This window comes from Marmoricola sp. RAF53, from assembly GCF_052114005.1.
Classification (GTDB): domain Bacteria; phylum Actinomycetota; class Actinomycetes; order Propionibacteriales; family Nocardioidaceae; genus Marmoricola.
In genome coordinates this window covers 19,015-36,759 of record NZ_JBFRDX010000032.1, presented here as the reverse complement: position 1 = coordinate 36,759, position 17,745 = coordinate 19,015, and the positions used below count along the sequence as shown (strand labels likewise).

Sequence of the window (17,745 nt, the reverse complement as noted above, 5' to 3'; positions counted from 1 at the left end):
CAGCAGCGCTCCCATGAAGATCGAGGTCTTCGTCAGGCCGAGGCCGAGGGTGTCGTTGAGGTAGTCGGCCGCGGTCTCGCCGACCGTGGTGCACAGGATCTTGATCAACCAGAAGTAGACGGTGACTTCGGGGACCTTGTTCAGCATCGCCCGCGCGTCAGGAACACGGGTCGTCGTCGTGCGAGTGCTCATGACAGGAGAGGATGGACGAGCTACCTGAACCTGACCTGACATTCACCGAGCGCTCCGATTCCTGTCAGGCCTCGTTCAGCGGACCGGCGCGACGATCGAGACATGAGCTGCCCCACGCCCCGCCGCGGTGCCGAGGATCAGGCTCGTTCGGTCGTCGTGATCCCGACGTACAACGAGCGCGAGAACATCGACGCGATCCTGAACCGCGTTCTGGCCGTGACCGACAGCGACATCCTGGTCGTCGACGACAGCAGTCCGGACGGGACGGCATCCCTGGTCGCTGGTCGCCCTGAGCGGGGCCGTCGGGTGCACCTGGTGGTCCGTGCGGAGAAGACCGGCCTCGGGGCGGCGTACCGCGAGGGTTTCGCGTGGGTGCTCGACCACGGCTACGGGCGCATCGTGCAGATGGACGCGGACCTCTCGCACCCGCCCGAGCGGGTGCCGGCGCTCCTCGCGGCTCTGGACGACCACGACGTCGCGGTGGGCTCCCGCTACGTCGCCGGTGGTGGCGTCCGCAACTGGGCGCTCGGGCGCCGGCTCATCTCGTGGGCCGGCAACCAGTACGTCCGCCTGGTCCTCGGCCTGCCGGTGCGCGACGCCACCGCAGGCTTCAAGGCGTTCCGCGCCGAGGCACTCGCCTCCATCGGTGCCCTCGGCTCGCACTCCAACGGGTACTGCTTCCAGATCGAGAACACCTGGCAGGCGGTGCGGCACGGTCTGTCGGTCGTCGAAGTCCCGATCACCTTCACCGACCGAACGCGGGGGGAGTCCAAGATGTCCGGCTCGATCGTGCTCGAGGCCGTACTCCGGGTCCTGCGCTGGCGGGTCGACGAGCTCACGCACCGCCCGACAGGAGCGGAGCGCGTCGCGGCATGACCCTCCTCGAGCACTCCCGGCCGACGACGCGGGTCGAACCGCAGCTGCCGGGCTCGATGCTCACCAGGGCTACCTGGATCACCGCAGCGCTGGCGACCCTGGCCTGGATCCCGTTCCTCAGGACCGCCGCCGGCCCCGACGAGGGCGGATTCCTCCTCGTCGCTTCGCAGTGGGCTCACGGAAGCTCCTTGTACGGCGATTACTGGGTCGATCGACCGCCCCTGCTCATCGTGATCCATGCGCTCGCGGCGGCGACGGGGGGAACCATGTCGCTCCGGGTCCTCGGCATCGTCGCCGTCGTCAGCTCGATCGTGCTTGCTGCCGCGATCACACGGCAGTCGATCATCGGCCGACTCGCGCGACCCTCGGCAGCGGCGCTGGTGGCACCGGTGGTGATCGCGGGTGTCTTCCTTTCCAGCCCGCTCTTCGGGGCGACCCACGTCGGTGGCGAGCTGCTTTCGGTGCCTTTCGTGCTCGCCGGCGTCTCCCTGGTGCTGCGATCCTTCGGCGCGTCCGGCAGGGCCCGGTCGTCGACTTGGGCCGCCGCCGCCGGAGTCGCCTCGGTGTCAGCGGTGGCGATCAAGCAGAACGCGGTCGATGTCGTCGTCGTGACCGCGGTCCTCCTGGTGCTGCGTTTCTGGTCGGGTCGGCGTCGCCAGGCGCTCCGCACCGGCGCCTGCTTCGCTGGCGGCGCGATCACCGCACTGGGTCTGCTCCTGGGGCTGGCGGCGGGGCGCGGAACCAGGCCCGGAGGACTCTGGGACGCGGTCGTCACTTTCCGGTTCCAGGCGGCAACCGTGATCCACCACTCCGCAAGCGCCGCGACGCACGCCAGGATGCTCGCCCTCGTCGGCGCGGCCTTCCTCAGCGTGGCGCCGTTCCTGGTCGCGGTGCTCGCGATCCAGGTATCGCGACGACCTGCCGCGGTACGGCCGGGAGACACCGCGGCACCGGATCTGCGTTGGCCGGCGCTGGTACTCCTCGCCTGGGAGGTCGTCTCGATCATCGGCGGTGCCAGCTACTGGCTGCACTACCTGATCGTCCTGGTTCCCGGCATGGTGCTCCTGGCGGCCGCCGCCGCGCAGCGCCCTGTCTCGTTGCGCATCCCCGGTGCGCTGCTCACGTCGCTGGCCATCGCCTCGGCCTGCGTCACGACGGTCTCCGCCGCTCACGCCGAGCGCGGCTCCACTTCGGACGCCCGGGTGTCGGCGTACGTGCGTTCCCACGCCGCGCCGGGCGACAGCATGGTGGTCGCGTTCGGACACCCGAACATCCTCTGGGACGCCGGCCTGAGCAGCCCGTACCCGCAGATCTGGAGCCTCCCGGTCCGGGTCCGGGACAGCCGCCTGGTGGAGTTCCAGGCGGTGCTCGCGGGCCCGACCGCCCCCACCTGGGTCGTGGTGAGCGGGGAAAGTCTCTACACCTGGGGCGTCGACTCGACCAGTGCCGAGCAGGTCCTGAGAAGCCGGTACGCCCCGGTCGCGCACCTCGGGCACTACTTCGTGTGGCGCCACCGGTAGCACGGCCCTGCCATCTTCAGGCCGGCTCCAGCCGCTCCGGGTCAGCGGCACGACGCGAAGAGGTCGTCCCGCAGGCCCGGGGCCACACCCACCTCGCGGAACCACTCGCGGCCGAGGACGCGTCGGGCGATCGGGCCCGGCAGCCGTCTGAGCAGGGTGACGGTGCGGACGCCGCGCGACCCGGTGCCCTGGCTCGCGTGCGCCGCCAGACCGGCGATCTTGGCGGCGACGAACGGTCGGACATCGACCTGGTGGGTCAGCTCGGCCCTCGGCAGGTAACCCGAGCGGAGCCGGGCCACGTCGACCGGCGGTGCGCCCGGAACAGCCGCGACCAGGCGGGCCGCGCGCAGCAGGAGCGCACGGTCGAGCGTCGCCTCGAGCAACGGGACGCCGTCCGTCAGCCGGGCTGCGGCCCGGGCGACCCGGTGGAGGTGGACGTGGTCGGGGTGGCCGTAGCCGCCGGAGGGGTCGTAGCCGGTGAAGAGATCTGCGCCTTCTTGCTCCAGCACCTTCGCCAGTGCCTGCGCGGGCTCCTCGGTTCCGCAGTCGCCGAACCGGCCGTCGGGATAGCCGAGGTGCACGACGCGTGCGGCTCCCAGCGCCGCGGCCGCCGCCTCGAGCTCGGCCAGACGGCGGCGCCCGAGGTCACCGGACTCGGTCGTCCCCGCCTGCGCGAGACCGGCAGCACCGTCGGTCGCCGTCACCAGGACGACCCGGTGCCCCTCGGCGCAGGCGCGGGCGATCGAGCCTCCCATCAGCAACGACTCGTCGTCGGGATGGGCGTGGAACGCGACCAGGGTGAACGGCACCACCCCAGCATGCCCGGAACCGTCCCGACGGTCTGCCGGGCCGTCAGGCGCCTTTCAGGTGCGGTCCCGCATCGTGAGTTCAGGAACCTGGCGAGAAGCTCGCCACGACGAGGAGGAGGCGACAGTGGGAGCCAAGTCCGGACGCGCCCGACGCGCCGCCACGACGCTGGGTTCGCTGCTCGCGGTCGGTGCGGCGGTCGGGCTGGTCGCGTCCCTGCCCCGCTTCGTCGGCGCGAGCTGGTCCGCGATCGGGACCAGCCTCGGCCACGTCCACCCGGCCGTGCTCCTCGGCCTGGTGCTGCTCTGGTTCGCCGGGCTCGTGACGCACGTCCCGGTCCTCCAGGCGGCCATGCCGGGTCTCCGGGCCCGGCAGGCGTTGATGCTGAACCTGGCGGGCTCCTCGGTCTCCAACGTGCTCCCGTTCGGCGGTCCCGCGGGTATGGGCCTCGGCTACGCGATGACCCGGAGCTGGGGATTCGGGCCGGACCGCTTCGCGTCGTACACGGTGGTCACGAATCTGTGGAACGCGCTGGGCAAGTTCACCGCGTCGATCCTCATCCTGCTCAGCGCGGCGGTCCTCGGCTCGACGCTGCCGTCGGGACTCGCGTCCGTGGTGATCAGCGCGTCGGTGTTCGTCCTGCTCGCCGCCGGGAGCGCCGTGCTCACCTTCCGCACAGAGGGGTCCACGGCTGCGGTGGGGCAGCGCCTGGACGCCGTACGACGGCGGGTGCGGCCGCACGCCAGCGCGGACGGACTCACCGTCTGGCTGCTGAACAGCCGACGGGAGCTCCGGACGGCCGTCCAGGCCGGCTGGCACCGGATGAGCGCCGGGGTGCTCTGCTACCTCTGCCTGCAGTGCGCGCTGCTGTTCGCCTGCCTCGCCGCGGTCGGAGCCGGCGCACCGTGGACGGTCGTCACGGTCGCGTTCGCCGTCGAGCGGCTGATCAGCCTGGCACCGATCACGCCCGGTGCCGCCGGGATCGCGGAGCTGGGGACGGTCGCCGCGCTGCACTCGTTCGGGGTCGATCCGGTGTCCGCCGCCGCCGGCGTGCTCCTGTTCCGCATCCTCATGTTCGCGATCGAGATCCCCGTCGGGGGAATCCTGGCGTTCCTGTGGATGCGCCGGGCGGCGAGCGGCACCCGGGCGGTGGCCCCGACGCCCTCGGGGCCCGACGACCGGAGCCCCCGGGGAACCGATGTCGTCTCCGCGCTCGCCGGGGCGGGGGAGGCGGCATGAGGATCCTGCACATCACGGACACCTACCTGCCCCGCCTGGGCGGCATCGAGCTGCACGTCAGCGACCTCGCCCGGCGTCAGTCGGCGGCCGGGCACGACGTCGTCGTGGCCACCGCCGAGCGTCCGGCGCCGCCTTGTTCCCTCGGGCTCGGCGCCGAGCCGCGGGTGGAGTACTTCCGGGGCGGGGCGAACGCATCAGCCTTGGCGGTCACGCTCGCGCCGCTGCTGGTCGAGTTCCGGCCGGACGTGGTGCACGCGCACCTCAGCGTCGGGTCGCCGTTCGCCTGGGCCGCCCTGCGCGTGACCGCGGGAACCCCGGTGGTCGTCAGCATGCACTCCCTCCTCCCGAGGTCGTCTGCCCTGGTCCGGGCCGGCATCCGTGCCGTCCGGCTGCCGACCGAGCGTCTCCACTTCACCGCCGTGAGCAGTGTCGCCGCCGCCCGGCTGCAGGCCGCGCTGCCGGCGGGGAAGACCGTCCACGTCCTTCACAACGGCATCGACCAGGCCGCCTGGCAGGTCGCTCACGAGGACGCGCCGGAGCTCCGGATCCTCTCGGTCGGCCGCCTGGTCGCCCGCAAACGTCCGCTCGTGCTCGTCGAGGCGCTCGCGCAGCTCCACGCGCTCGCACCCGGGCTCAGGTGGTCGGCCACGCTGATCGGAGACGGCAGCCAACGGCGCCGGGTGCTGGACGCGGTCCGCGCCTACGGGCTCACCGATCGGGTCGACCTCCCCGGTGCGCTCAGCCGTGGTCAGATCCGGGGTCATCTTGCCTCCAGCGATGTGTTCGTAGCGCCGGCCACGCTCGAGTCGTTCGGGATCGCGGCGCTCGAGGCGCGCTGCGCCGGCGTCCCCGTGGTCGGCATGGCGGCCAGCGGTGTCACGGAGTTCGTCACCCACGAGGTCGACGGCCTCCTCGCGCACACCGACGCCGACCTCGCCCGGTCCCTGCTGCGGATCGCCGCGGAACCGTCGCTCGTGGCCGCGATGCGGCGCCACAGCGCGTCGACCGCGGTCGCCATGGACTGGGCCACGGTTCTCCAGGAGCACGATCTGGTCTACCGGGAGTGTTCAGACTCCTGTCAGGAGCTCTCCCTAGAGTCGGACCGTGCGCACCGGATCGCTGCCCGCCCTCGTGGCGCTCGCCTCGCTCGGTCTCCTCGGCTGCTCCGCGGGCACGTCCGGACCTGAACAGGCCGATCCGCCGACGATGCCGGCCACGGCATCAGCCCCGGTGCGACCGAGCAAGATCCTGGTGGTGATCGAGGAGAACCACTCCCTGGAGCAGATGCGGGCCGGGATGCCGTACCTGGCTGCGCTCGCCGACCGGTACGGGTACGCCACGAGCTGGCGGGCCCTCACCCACCCGAGCGAGCCGAACTACCTCGGCCTGGTGGCCGGGACGACGTTCGGTGTCACCGACGACCGGGACCCGGCGGCGAACTCCGCCCGCGTCGGTGCCGCGCCGTCGGTCTTCGCCCAAGCGCTCCGGGCCGGCAGGACGGCAGCGACCTTCGCCGAGTCGATGCCGTTCCCGTGCGCGCGGGAGGACCACGGCAGCTACGCGGTCCGCCACAACCCGTGGACCTACTTCGCGGCCGATCGCGCGGCGTGCGGCAGTCACGATCTCGACACCTCGACCTTCGGTGCACGGGCTCGCGACAACCGCCTGCCCGACCTCGGACTCCTCGTCCCGGACCTGAACCACGACGCGCACGACGGCACGCTCGGCGCTGCCGACGCGTGGTTGCGGACCACGCTGGCACCCGTGCTGGCCAGCCGCGACTTCACGTCGGGGAGACTCGTGGTCGTCGTGACCGCCGACGAGGACGACCGGCACGCGGACAACACGGTCCTGACCGCGGTGCTGCACCCGCGCCTGCGCCACCTGGTCGTGACGCGCCCGCTGACCCACTACTCGCTCACCCGGTACGTCGCCGAGGTCCTCGGAGTGCAGCCGCTCGGTGCGGCGCGCGAGGCGCCCGACCTGCGCGCAGCCTTCGGGATGTAGGCGACCCGGCGATCAGGAGCCCTGGTCCGGAGTCGGCAGGACGACGCGGAACCGGGCGCCGCCGAGATCGGAGTCGTCGACCTCGACCGACCCGCCCGCGTCCTCGACGACCTTCTGCACGATGGCGAGGCCTAGGCCGGTTCCGCCCGCGTCCCTGGCACGAGCCTCGTCGAGCCGGGCGAAGCGCTCGAAGACGCGCATGCGCTCGACCTGCGGGATCCCGTCGCCGTCGTCCTCCACGAGCAGCACGGTGGCGCCGGCCTCCTCGTCGAGCGAGACCCGCACCTGGGTCCGCGCGTGGCGCACGGCGTTGGAGAGCAGGTTCGCGACGACCTGGTTGAACAGGACCGCATCGCCGAGAGCCCGTCCGGCGCTGACGTGGCGCATGTCGATGCGCACCGGAACCTCCTGGCCCCGCAGCCGGCTCACCTCGTGGACGACGGCGTCGTCCACGTCGACGACGTGACCCGGACCCACTTCCTTGTCGTCCAGGCGGGCCAGCGTCAGCAGAGCCCGTACCAGCTCCTCCATCCGGCGTTCTTCAGCGCCGACGGCGTCCGCCAGGTGCGGGACCGTCGTGCTGTCCGGATGCCGTCGCGCCACCTCGATGGTCTGGCGCACGGTGGCCAGCGGTGAGCGGAGCTCGTGCGAGGCGTCGGAGACGAACTGCCGCTGCTGTTGCTGGGCGAGGTCGATGCGGTCGAGCATCTCGTTGAGCGTCGAGGCCAGCAGGGGGATCTCGTCGTCGCCCGGCGGCACCTCGAGCCGCTTGTGCAGATGCTCGGAGGTGATGGTCGCGGCCTGGCGACGCATCACCTCGACCGGCCGGAGCGCACGCCCGATCGACAGCCAGACAACGGCTGCGAGCAAAGCGATGCCGATGGGTACGGCGACCGCGAGCATCGTGACGGCGGTGCGCGACGCGCGCGCCACCTGCTCCTCCGACAGTCCGGCGAGAATCAGACGGCCGTCCGCCGTGCGCCGGGCGTACACGGCGTAGGAGTCGTCGAGCGTCGGGACGTGCACGCTCTCGGAGACACCGGGCGTGGTCCGCAACGCCTCGGTCACCTGAGGCTGGTCGGTGGCGAGCAACGTTCCGTCTGAGCCGACGACCTGGATGATCAGGTCCCGTTTGGAGGAAACGGTCGCCTGCTCCGGGGTGGCGCCCGACTTGAGGCGGGCCTCGACGTTGGCCGCCTGCTGCTGCGCCGAGCCGACCAGCGCTGACTCGAGGTTCTCGTGGAGGCCGCCGACGAAGATGAGCACGCCGACGATCGCCCCGAGGAGGCTGACTGCCGTCGCCGCGAGCGTGACCCGAACTCGGACCCTGGCCAGCCAGAGCCGGAGCGGTCCCAGGTCCTCGGTCACGGTTCCACCCGCAGCCGGTAGCCGCTTCCGCGGACCGTCTCGATCGAGTCGACGTCGTACGGCTTGTCGACCTTGCGCCGGAGCCGGCCGATGTAGACCTCGAGGATGTTGGGGTCGCCGTCGAAGTCGAAGCCCCAGATGGCGCCGAGCAGCTGTTGCTTGCTCACGACCGCGCCCTTGTTCCGCATCAGCATCTCCAGGACCGCGAACTCCCGGGTGGTCAGCACCAGCTCGTCGCCCTGGCGGGACGCCCGGCGTGACGCGGGATCCATCTCCAGGTCGCTCACCCGCATGACCGTCGGCCGTTCGGTGACGTTGCGCCGGGCGAGCGAGCGCAGACGCGCCAGCAGGACCTCGAAGCTGAACGGTTTCGTCACGTAGTCGTCGGCGCCGGCATCGAGCCCTTCCACCATGTCGCGGTCGCCGTCGCGTGCGGTGAGCATCAGGACCGGTGTCCAGTCGTCGAGCTCGCGGAGCCGGCGGCACACCTGAAAGCCGTTCACGACCGGCAGCATCAGGTCGAGCACGATCACGTCGTACTCGTTCTCCTCGGCGTACCAGAGGCCCTCCGCGCCGTCGCAGGCGACGTCAGCAGTGTGGCCCTCCCGCTTGAGACCCTCCTGCAGCGCAGCCGCGAGTGGCGTCTCGTCCTCAACGAGCAGAACACGCACGGTTCGTCTCCTGCTGGCTCGTTTCCAAAGTCATGTCGCCCCATTCAAGGGGGTGGAGGCTGTCAGGTTCCTGACAGCGGCTCCGGGCCACTCTGCTGCGATGAGCATCGACCACGCGGTGGCGGACTTCTTCGCCGCGCACCACGCGACTGCCCTGACGACCTTGGCCTGGACGGTGACGGCGATCGGAAACGAGATCACCTTGTTCGTCGCGTCGCTGGCCCTGCTCACCGTCTGCCTGGCCCGCGGGCAGCGTCGGGACGCGCTGATGGTGGCGGTCGGGATGGCCGGGTCAGCCGCACTCACCGTGGGGATCAAGAACGTCGTGCAGCGGGAGCGCCCCGGAGCGGAGTACCGGGTTCCCGGTGCCGGCGCGGACAGCTCCTACAGCTTCCCCTCGGGGCACACGATGAACACGATGGTGTTCGTCATCCTGCTGGTCGCCGTCCTCTGGCCCTACCTGACCCCCCGGGCCGCACGCCCGGTCGCCGTCGTGACAGCCGCGGCGACAGCTGTCTCGGTGGGAGTCTCGCGGCTCTACCTCGGCTACCACTGGTTCACGGACGTGATGGCGGGCCTGCTGATCGGGGCTGCCTGGGCCGGAGGTCTGGTCGCCTGGTCGCGAAGCTGGTCGATCACGAACGTGCCCCGGCCCGAGCGCGGTCCCGCTGTCAGCCGTCTGTCAGGTGGCTCGGCTCATCCTGAACCCACTGACGTTGCCGAGGCCGGCAGCAGAGGGGAGGGATCGTCATGAATGCAGAACCGGTCACCCGAGTCCTCGTGGTGGCGGATGCGACCGCCCTGACCGCGGAACTCGTCGATGCGCTCCGGGCCCGCGCGGAGCACGGCGCGGTGCAGCTCCGGCTGGTCGTACCGAACCCCGCCGGTGCGGAGCTCCACCTGCTTCACCCGGAGCGTCACGAGAAGGCCGCGGAAGCCGAGCATGCTCTCCGCGCGGTGCTACCCGAGATCGAGGCTGCGGTGGGCGACCACGTGATCGGGTCGGTCTCCGTGCGGCACGACCCGATCGACGCGGTCGAGGACATCCTGTTCGCCGAGCCCGTCCACGAGATCCTGCTCGCGGTCAGTACGCACCGGATCTCCCACTGGCTCCACCAGGATCTGCCGCACCGCCTGGCCCACTACGGGCTGCCGGTGTCCTCGATCGCAGCAGGCGCACGGTCGTGAACGGGTCCCGCCGACGCTGACGCGACGAGCGGAGCGAGGCAGCAGGACCTCCGCCAGGTTCGAGGAGGCAAGGGCCGGGATGCGTGCGGTGACGGTTCGTGGCGGGATCGGCTCGTCGATCGTGCTGGGCGCCGGCCTCGTGACCTCCAGGGTGCCCGCGTCGGCGTGGCCGAACCACGTCCCCGTGGTGGCGAACCTGCGCCACGACCCCGGCGCGCACCGGGCGTTCTTCGTCCTGCTGTTCCTGGGCATCGCCGTGCTGATCTCGGCCTGGTTGACCCTCGGGGACCGGGTCAGGTCCGGGCTCGCGGACGTCAACGCTGTCTACCTCGTCACGGCCGCGTGGGCGGTCCCGGTGATGCTGGCGCCGCCGCTGTTCAGCGGGGACGGCTGGAGCTACGTCGCCGACGGCTACCTGACCGGACACGGGCTCTCGCCGTACGTGTTCACCCCCTCGGTGCTGGACGGCCCGGTCGTCCAGGCCGTGAACGGACGGTGGATGCACACGACGACCCCGTACGGGCCGGTTCCCCTGCTCTGGGGCGGCCTCGTCTCGCACGCGACCGCCGACCCGTGGCTGCTGATGCTGGCGCACCGAGCCCTAGCACTCCTCGGTCTGGCCCTCCTCGCGTTCGCGGCGCCACGGCTCGCCCGGTATGCCGGTCACGACCCGGCGGTGGCGACGTGGCTCGTCGTGGCGACGCCGTTCGTCCTGCTGCACGGTGTCGGCGGACTCCACAACGATCTCCTCGTCGCCGGGCTGATCGCGTGTGCACTCCTCGCCACGATCCGTCACGGCTGGCTCGCCGGCTCGGTGCTGGCGGGGGTAGCCGCTGCCGTGAAGATCCCGGGCGGGTTCGTCTGCGTGGGGGTGGTCCTGCTCGCGCTTCCCATCGGCGCGAACCTGGGTCTCCGGCTCAGGCGCACCGCGCAGGTCGGCGGCGTCGCCGGTGCGGTTCTCGTCGGGATCGGCGTCCTGGGCGAGCTCGGGATCGGTTGGACGAGATCGCTCAGCGTGCCCGTCGGCACGGGCTCGGTCCTCGCCGTCACGACCGATCTGGGACGGCTGGCGGGGCGGTTCGCGCCCGACGCACCCTGGCCTGCCGCTGGCCCGGTCGCCCTGGCGCACGCCGCGGGTCTGGTCGTGATCGCTGCCTGCGCAGCCCTGGCCCTCGTGCGCGCGCCGGCCGGTGACAGGGCACGCGCGCTCGAGGCCGTCGCGCTCGTCATGCTGGCCGTCACCGTGCTGAGTCCGGCCGGGCACTACTGGTACGCCCTGTGGTGCCTCCCACTCCTGGCGATGGCACCCCGATCACCCCGAGCCACCGCGACGGTGATCGCGGCCGCGCTCGCGCTCGCCTTGACCGCCCCCTTGGATCCGTCGCTCCACCTTCACGGCCAGAACGCGCTCCTGCTGCTGGCCACGGTCGCCGCCGGCGTGATCGTGTGGCTCAAGCCGAACCTGTACCGGTCAGCCGGCTCCCCGGACACCGGGGCCCGGACCGTCGCAGGTCGACCATGATGGCCCCGTGGGACTGAGCACGGTGACCCATCCTCGCCCGGCCTGGCGACGGCTGCTGGTGCATCCGGTGGTGGCGGCCGTCCTCGTGGCGCTGGTCCTGCACCTGCTCTGGCTGACGTTGATCGCCAACGGAGGAGGGGACCTGGCGGCGCAGGACGCCTGGGCAGGATTCGCGCGTGCCCACCCGCGGATGGCCTACGACCTGGCCTGGTACGGCGGGATGCACCCGATGTCGTACAGCGTCCTCTCGCCCTACGTGATGGCGCTGATCGGGGTGCGGACCACTGCCGTCATGGCCGGCGTGGTCGCCTCGGGCATCCTCGCGATCATCCTGGTCCGGTCACCTGCCCTGCGCCGCCCGTTGCCGTCCGCGGTGTACGGCGCCTTCGCGATCGCCGGCAACACGGTGTCCGGCCGCGCCACCTTCGCGCTCGGCGTGATGTTCGGGCTCGCCGCGGTGGCGGTCGTGTTCGTGGACCGGTCGCCGGCTGGCGCTGGTCGGGAGTTCCGCGTGGGACGAGCTGTGCTGGCCGGCCTGCTCGCGGCCCTGTCGACGGCGTCCAGCCCCGTTGCCGGGCTGTTCCTCGGGGTCGTCGCGGCGGCACTGTGGCTCGGTGGACGTCGAGGGACCGGGTATGCACTCGGGGTCCCGCCGGTGCTGGTGGTACTGGCCTCGGCGGTGCTCTTCCCGTTCTCCGGGCAGCAACCCATGGCACCGCGGTCGATGGTCCTGCCGGTGGTGATCGGAGCCTGTTGCGCGCTGCTGCCTCCGCGCTCCTGGCGCACCGTGCGCACCGGCGCCGCGATCTACACGCTCGGTGTCGTGGTGGCACTGCTGGTGCCGTCGGAGATCGGCAGCAACGTGACCCGGCTGGCGCTGACCTTCGGTGGCGTCGTGCTCGTCGCGCTGGCCGCACAGGCATGGCCGCTGACCGTGCCCCGGATCGGGCTACCGAACGGACGCACGGCCCGGACCGTACTCGCTCTCGGCGTTGTCGCCGCCACGGTCTGGCAGGTCGGTACCGCGGCCGCCGACGTCGTCAACACCCGTTCGGCAGACGCCTGGACCGGGGAGGTGCAGCCCTTGGTGCGGCAGCTGCGCACCCGGCACGCCGACCTGGCACGGGTCGAGGTCGTACCGTCACGGAGCCACCGGGAAGCATCGGCGCTGGCGGCGTACGTGAACCTCGCCCGGGGGTGGAACCGGCAGGCAGACGCGGACCGGAACGACCTGTTCTACACCCGTGGTGCGCTCACCGGGGCGTCGTACCGGGCTTGGCTCGACCGTTGGGCCGTGCACTACGTCTACCTGCCCGACGCCGAGCCGGATCCGGCCGCCGTCCACGAGGCCGACCTCGTCGACCGAGGACTGCCCTACCTGCACGAAGTCTGGAGTGGTCCCGGCGGACGTCTGTACGCCGTGGACGAGCCCACGCCTCTCGTGGACAGCCCGGCAACCGTGCTGAGCTTCAGCGCCGGTGAGGTCGTGCTCGCGGTACCGGTGCCGGGACGGGTCCGGTTGCGGATCCTCTCCTCACCCTGGCTCACCCTCGTCGACGCGGCTGGCCGCCCGTTGAAGGCACCCGAGAACGCCGGTCCGGCGGTCTCGCCGGGCGACGTCCGCGGCTGTCTGGACAGGCAGGTGGAGGAGATTCCCGCACCAGGGGCGGAGAACGGTGGGCAACCGCACTCCTTGGTCTGGACCGTGCTCGACGCACCCCGGGCCGGGATCTACCGGATCGCGACCCCGTATGCGCTGCAGCGCGGGTCTGCTTGTCGTCAGGGACAGTGAGTGCCTCGTCAACGGCAGGAGCTGGAATGGCTGTCAGTTGTTTCGGTCTGCTGGACTGGAATCGTGGCTTCAGACTGCTCAGACGCCGCAGTACCCGTCCCGTCCCGGGACAGGGTGCGATGAGCGCGCGGCGCTGGCTCGGTCTGATGGTCGCCGCCAGCACCTGCTTCGTCGCCGTGGGGCTGCTGATCTCGGCCTGGCTCTCGCACCCGCATGTGGGACCGATCGCACAGTCGGGACCGCTGGTCGTTGTCGGGATGCCCACCCTGACCTGGGACGACGTCGAGTCCGGCCGCATGCCGGTGCTGCATGCACTCGCAGAGCAAGGTGCCGTCGGAGCGCAGGCCACACGGACCCCAGCCGGCCGGAGCTGTTCGTCAGATGCGTGGCTGATGCTGGCGACCGCGACTCCCACCGATGTCGGCACGGGGCGCTGCGCCCGGCCCGGACCGACTCCAGGCCCGGACGGATCGGCAGCCTTCCCAGCCTGGTCCCGCTGGAGAGGAACGGGCCTGCATGAGGCCAAGCCGACAGACCTGGGAGCGCCCGCCTCGATCCTGCTGCAAGCCGGCCAATGCGTCGGTGCTGCCGGGCCCCGCGCCGCGCTCGGCGCCGCAAGCCGTTCGGGCGTCGTCGCCCACTATGTTGCAGATCCGGCTGATCTGACCCACCTGTCCTGCCCGGTGACCTTGGCTGACCTCGGTCGGACCGACGACGCGGCACTGCGTCGCCTCGTGATGATGCTGCCCCCGGACTCGACGGTCGTGGTCACGGGTCTGGCCAACGACGGCACCGCAAGCACCTTCGTCCCGGTGATTGCCTCGGGTCCCGGCGTCCCGCACGGCCTGCTGACGTCGTTGTCCACCCGGCAACCCGGGGTCGTGCAGACCGCCGACCTGGCGGCGCTCCTGCTGCAGCGCGTCGGCACGTCGTCGTCGTCGCTCGGGGAGGGACGCCCGCTGGTGGTGCGACCGGTCGCGGGAGTCAACGCCCCGCTCCGACAGGTGACCGAGCTGGTGCGCGCCCTGAACACCGAAGCGCCTTTCGTGCCGCGTTTCTTCGCGCTGTTCCTGGGCGGCAGCGCGCTCGCTCTCTTCGCGGTCACGCTCGGCTGGTTCCTGCTGCGGCGGCGGGGACGGGAAGCGCTGGCCGGAGCAGGCCTGTCGCGTCGGCTGACCTCCTTCGTCATCGCGCTGTGCGCGGCGACGCCGGTAGCGACCCTGTTGGCCGGACTGGTCCCGTGGTGGCGCAGCGACCACCCGCAGGCAGCGCTCGCCGCCTGCGTCGTCGGCTTCGCCGGACTGCTCGGCATCGTCGCCGTGCGTGGTCCGTGGCGACGGACCTCCGTCGGCCCGACCCTGTTCCTGGCGACCGTCACGTTCTTCGTGATCGCCCAGGACGTGATGCACGGATCGCGGCTGCAGTTCATCTCGCTCATGGGGCTGCAACCGGTGTACGGCGGGCGCTACTACGGCCAGGGCAACGTGATGTACGCCGTGTTCGCCACCACCGCGATCGTGATCGCTGCCCTCGTCGCCGACCGGCTGATCGGCACGCGGCACCGGCGAGCGGCGGTCGCAGTGGTGGTCCTGATCGGGCTGACCGCGCTGCTCGTCGACGGGTCACCGTCCTGGGGAGCCGACGGAGGCGGCCCGCTCGCGCTCGCCCCGGCTTTCGGGTACCTCGCGGTCAAGGCCGCCGGCGAGAAGATGACCTGGCGCCGCGCCGGCACGACGCTGGCCGTCTCGGTAGCGCTGGTCGGCGTGTTCGCCGTCTTCGACTACGTCGGCCCGACCGCCTACCGGACCCATCTCGGCGAGTTCGTCGCCGGCGTGGTCGGTCAGGGCCAGTGGCACCAGCTCGGCGTCATCCTCTGCGAGAACTGGTCGATGCTGACCTCCTCGCCGCTGACGCTGCTGGTGCCGGTGCTCCTCGCTGTCGTTGTCGTCGCGGTCAGGTCCGACCCACGGTCGCCGGCGTTGCTGGGCGCAGTGGTCGAGCCGACGCCGTTCCTCGCCACCGGACTCCGCGCCGTGGCACTCTGCTGGATCCTCGCGTTCGCAGTGAACGACTCGGGCACCGGGATCCCGCCGGCCGGCTTGCTCGTGCTCGCGCCGATCCTGGCGCTCACGGCGGTGAGCTCGACCAGGCGCCGAGCTGTCAGGTGAGGTTCAAGAACCTCCGCGTAGGGTCCGCGGGTGACCATCTCCGACGTCGCCGAGACTCACCGGCCGGCGCTCCGCCGCGACCTGGTGTGGAGCGCGCGCTTGTGGGCTGTGGTGCTCGCGTTCGTCTGCGTCGGCGTGGCGCGTTCGCTCCACCTCGGCATCCCGTTCCGGGACCCGGGCGGTGAGTACTTCTCCGGCCGGCTCGCACTGAGCCTTGCGATATTCAGTGGATTCGTCCTCGTCGACGCGGTGGTGCGCGCTCGGCCGTCACGTGACCTTGCGAGCGTCGCACAGGTCCTGCGGGTGCGGTGGGACCGCGGCAGGCTCACGGCCGCATCCGCCGCGCTCCTGGCCTATGACGTCACCTACTTCACGTACCACAACCTGAAGAGCTGGGACGTCTTCAACGCTCCTCGCGACGCGATGCTGGAGCGCTGGGACCGCGCGCTCTTCGCCGGGCACAGCCCCGCCGTCGTTCTCCACGACCTGCTCGGGACCGGCCTCACCGCGAATGTCGTGATGCTGTGGTACTCGTCCTTCGCCCTCCTGGCCCTGCTTGCTCTCCCGGCGACGATCGCGTTGTCCCGACGGACGCGCGACGGGTTCGTCGGAACCGCTTCGCTGTGCTGGGTGTGGATCCTGGGCACGGCGACCTACTACCTGATCCCGTCGCTGGGGCCGTTCCACGTTGCGCCCCAGGACTTCGCGTCCCTGCCCGGTCTGGAGGCGCAGCGCACCCAGGCGAAGTACCTGGACGAGCGCGCGTACCTGCTGGCCCACCCGGCTGCCCACGACGCCTTCGCGCAGGTCTCGGCGTTCGCGAGCCTGCACGTCGGGGTGACCGCGACGATCCTCGGCCTTGCGTGGTGGCACCGGATGAGGCGGACCACCGTCGTGTTGGGCGTCTACCTCGCGGGGACGATGGTCGCGACCGTCTACCTCGGCTGGCACTTCTTCGTCGACGTGCCTGCGGGGCTGGCGATCGCCGGTCTCGCCTGGGTTCTCGGTCCGGTCACGATCGGAGTCCGGGGGAGGCCGGAGCGTCCTTCGTGACCAGCGCTCGCCGCTCCTGACCGCTCGATCCGCTTCGAGGCCCTCAGTCCGGGATTCCCGGCAGCAGCACAGTCGCGCGCGTGACCCCGGCTGTGACGTACATGAGAATGCGCGCTCCATTGGCCTCGGCGAGATCGTTCGCGAGCTGCAGACCGACTCCGCGCGCGTTCCAGCGCCCGGTCGGGAGGCCACCCTCGTCCGAGACATCCAGGGCTACCGCACCGTGCGGACTGCGGACGGTGATCGACACCGCGCCGGAACCGTGCTGGTATGCGTTGTCGAGCAGCACGTGCAGGATCTGCCTCACCGCGGCAGGACTGGCGGTAGCCATTGTCGTCGGTGGAGCGTGGACCCTCAGGGGCCTGGCGTCGGCTGCGAGAAGTCCTCGCCATTCCTCTGCGCTGGACTCGGCCAGTTGGACGACGTCAAGTGAGGCGGCCGCGCGCGGGTCCCGTGCCAGGGCAAGCACTTCTTCGATGGTCTGCGACAGCTGCTCGGCGGTTTCGAGTGCGGACTCGGCTGCTTCTTGAAGGGGGCGTCCGCCGGCCTCGAGCCCTGCTTCGAGCTCGAGCTGGAGGCGGGTGAGGGGAGTGCGTAGCTGGTGGGACGCCGTTCGGGCGAACGACCGCTCCCGTTCGAGCAGCTCACCCAATCGCCGGGCAGTCACGCTCAAAGCTCGGGAAGCGGTGTCGACCTCAGCGACGCCGCTGGGTTCAGGCTCCGGTGCGAACTCCCCGTCGCCCACCCGTTCGGCGAGTGCGGCGAGCTCAGAGACCGGCGTCGCCAACCGGCGGCTGGCTCTGGCCGCGAACGCAGCCCCTGCGCACCCGGCCAGCAAGCAACCTCCGAGGAGCACGGCCCACTGCCGCCACACCTGATGCCGGACCCGCGCTTCCTCGGTCGCTGCCCGCACGACCGCATAGACACGTTCGTTGGCAGAGACTGGAACCACCTCCACGATGTCCCCGCCGATGGTCGCCTCCGTGGGATGGCCGGTGAGCGAGGCACGCGATCCCTGCTCGAGCGATTTCGGGCCCGAACCGGCGGTGCGGTGGCCGTGCACGTCATACACGGCGAGCTCCTGTCCCGATGCCACTCTCGGTAGCTCGGGAGGGTCTCCCGGCTGGACGGGAACGGTGACACTTGCGCGCAAGGCCAGCGCCTCGAGCTCAGCCCGAGCTCGACTCGTGGTCAACCGTTCGAGAGCCACACCGAGCGGCAGGCCGAGGATGAGGACCGCGATCAATACCGATCGCATCGCGACGGAGAGGATCCGACGACGCATGTGACCTCCCGGCCCTCTCCGGCTTTGCCTTGGTCTTGCCTCGTGCTGGCAGTGTGT

Annotated in this window: 15 protein-coding genes and 1 pseudogene; 11 read left to right on the top strand and 5 right to left on the bottom strand. The window is 71.3% G+C overall.

Translation table 11 applies throughout. From position 1 onward, the window contains the following. Positions 1–192, bottom strand: a pseudogene (locus AB4Y76_RS19780) (hypothetical protein); the annotation flags it as partial. A gap of 102 nt (positions 193–294) precedes the next feature. Between AB4Y76_RS19780 and AB4Y76_RS19775 the strand changes: the two are divergent. Both AB4Y76_RS19775 and AB4Y76_RS19770 read left to right on the top strand, forming a co-directional pair. Then, a complete protein-coding gene (locus AB4Y76_RS19775) occupies positions 295–1,068 on the top strand; it encodes a polyprenol monophosphomannose synthase (RefSeq protein ID WP_441928450.1) in 774 nt (257 codons plus the stop codon). Beyond that, on the top strand, positions 1,065–2,588 hold the full coding sequence (locus AB4Y76_RS19770; RefSeq protein ID WP_441928448.1) for a hypothetical protein: 1,524 nt from the start codon (positions 1,065–1,067) through the stop codon (positions 2,586–2,588). The genes AB4Y76_RS19775 and AB4Y76_RS19770 overlap by 4 nt, the downstream gene beginning before the upstream one ends. 41 nt (positions 2,589–2,629) lie before the next feature. Here the strand turns inward: AB4Y76_RS19770 and AB4Y76_RS19765 are convergent, their stop codons facing one another. Further along, positions 2,630–3,397 carry a PIG-L deacetylase family protein gene (locus tag AB4Y76_RS19765; RefSeq protein ID WP_441928446.1) on the bottom strand — a complete coding sequence of 256 codons (768 nt, stop codon included), beginning with the start codon at positions 3,395–3,397 and terminating at the stop codon, positions 2,630–2,632. A gap of 124 nt (positions 3,398–3,521) precedes the next feature. On the opposite strand from AB4Y76_RS19765, the gene AB4Y76_RS19760 reads away from it, so the two are divergent. Genes AB4Y76_RS19760 through AB4Y76_RS19750 form a run of 3 tightly spaced genes read left to right on the top strand, consistent with a single transcriptional unit; the run spans position 3,522 to position 6,641 of the window. Then, a complete protein-coding gene (locus AB4Y76_RS19760; protein ID WP_441928444.1) occupies positions 3,522–4,634 on the top strand; it encodes a lysylphosphatidylglycerol synthase transmembrane domain-containing protein in 1,113 nt (370 codons plus the stop codon). Continuing rightward, a complete protein-coding gene (locus AB4Y76_RS19755) occupies positions 4,631–5,821 on the top strand; it encodes a glycosyltransferase family 4 protein (protein ID WP_441928442.1) in 1,191 nt (396 codons plus the stop codon). Before AB4Y76_RS19760 ends, AB4Y76_RS19755 begins: the two co-directional genes overlap by 4 nt. Beyond that, the gene (locus tag AB4Y76_RS19750) at positions 5,739–6,641 is read left to right on the top strand and encodes an alkaline phosphatase family protein (protein ID WP_441928440.1); all 903 of its coding nucleotides are present in this window, start codon (positions 5,739–5,741) and stop codon (positions 6,639–6,641) included. The genes AB4Y76_RS19755 and AB4Y76_RS19750 overlap by 83 nt, the downstream gene beginning before the upstream one ends. Positions 6,642–6,653: 12 nt before the next feature. Here AB4Y76_RS19750 and AB4Y76_RS19745 read toward each other — a convergent pair whose 3' ends face one another. Both AB4Y76_RS19745 and AB4Y76_RS19740 read right to left on the bottom strand, forming a co-directional pair. Then, entirely contained in the window at positions 6,654–8,009 is a 1,356-nt protein-coding gene (locus AB4Y76_RS19745) for an ATP-binding protein (RefSeq protein WP_441928438.1), read from the bottom strand. Next, positions 8,006–8,680 carry a response regulator transcription factor gene (locus AB4Y76_RS19740; protein WP_441928436.1) on the bottom strand — a complete coding sequence of 225 codons (675 nt, stop codon included), beginning with the start codon at positions 8,678–8,680 and terminating at the stop codon, positions 8,006–8,008. The genes AB4Y76_RS19745 and AB4Y76_RS19740 overlap by 4 nt, the downstream gene beginning before the upstream one ends. A 100-nt stretch (positions 8,681–8,780) precedes the next feature. Between AB4Y76_RS19740 and AB4Y76_RS19735 the strand changes: the two genes are divergently transcribed. The 6 genes from AB4Y76_RS19735 (at position 8,781) to AB4Y76_RS19710 (ending at position 16,403) form a co-directional block, all read left to right on the top strand. Further along, positions 8,781–9,434, top strand: coding sequence for a phosphatase PAP2 family protein (locus AB4Y76_RS19735; protein WP_441928434.1), 654 nt, complete (start codon positions 8,781–8,783; stop codon positions 9,432–9,434). Then, positions 9,431–9,868 (top strand): hypothetical protein, encoded by a 438-nt coding sequence (locus AB4Y76_RS19730; protein ID WP_441928432.1) that lies wholly within the window; start codon positions 9,431–9,433, stop codon positions 9,866–9,868. The genes AB4Y76_RS19735 and AB4Y76_RS19730 overlap by 4 nt, the downstream gene beginning before the upstream one ends. 88 nt (positions 9,869–9,956) lie before the next feature. Next, positions 9,957–11,390 carry a polyprenol phosphomannose-dependent alpha 1,6 mannosyltransferase MptB gene (gene mptB / locus AB4Y76_RS19725; protein ID WP_441928430.1) on the top strand — a complete coding sequence of 478 codons (1,434 nt, stop codon included), beginning with the start codon at positions 9,957–9,959 and terminating at the stop codon, positions 11,388–11,390. Between the two features lie 7 nt (positions 11,391–11,397). Further along, positions 11,398–13,182 (top strand): MFS transporter, encoded by a 1,785-nt coding sequence (locus AB4Y76_RS19720; RefSeq protein WP_441928428.1) that lies wholly within the window; start codon positions 11,398–11,400, stop codon positions 13,180–13,182. A gap of 683 nt (positions 13,183–13,865) precedes the next feature. After that, positions 13,866–15,350 carry a hypothetical protein gene (locus AB4Y76_RS19715; protein ID WP_441928426.1) on the top strand — a complete coding sequence of 495 codons (1,485 nt, stop codon included), beginning with the start codon at positions 13,866–13,868 and terminating at the stop codon, positions 15,348–15,350. A 30-nt stretch (positions 15,351–15,380) separates the two neighbouring features. After that, entirely contained in the window at positions 15,381–16,403 is a 1,023-nt protein-coding gene (locus AB4Y76_RS19710; RefSeq protein WP_441928424.1) for a phosphatase PAP2 family protein, read from the top strand. Positions 16,404–16,446: 43 nt separating this feature from the next. On the opposite strand, the gene AB4Y76_RS19705 is transcribed toward AB4Y76_RS19710, so the two are convergent. Continuing rightward, positions 16,447–17,688 carry a sensor histidine kinase gene (locus AB4Y76_RS19705; RefSeq protein WP_441928422.1) on the bottom strand — a complete coding sequence of 414 codons (1,242 nt, stop codon included), beginning with the start codon at positions 17,686–17,688 and terminating at the stop codon, positions 16,447–16,449. Between the last annotated feature and the right edge of the window lie 57 nt (positions 17,689–17,745).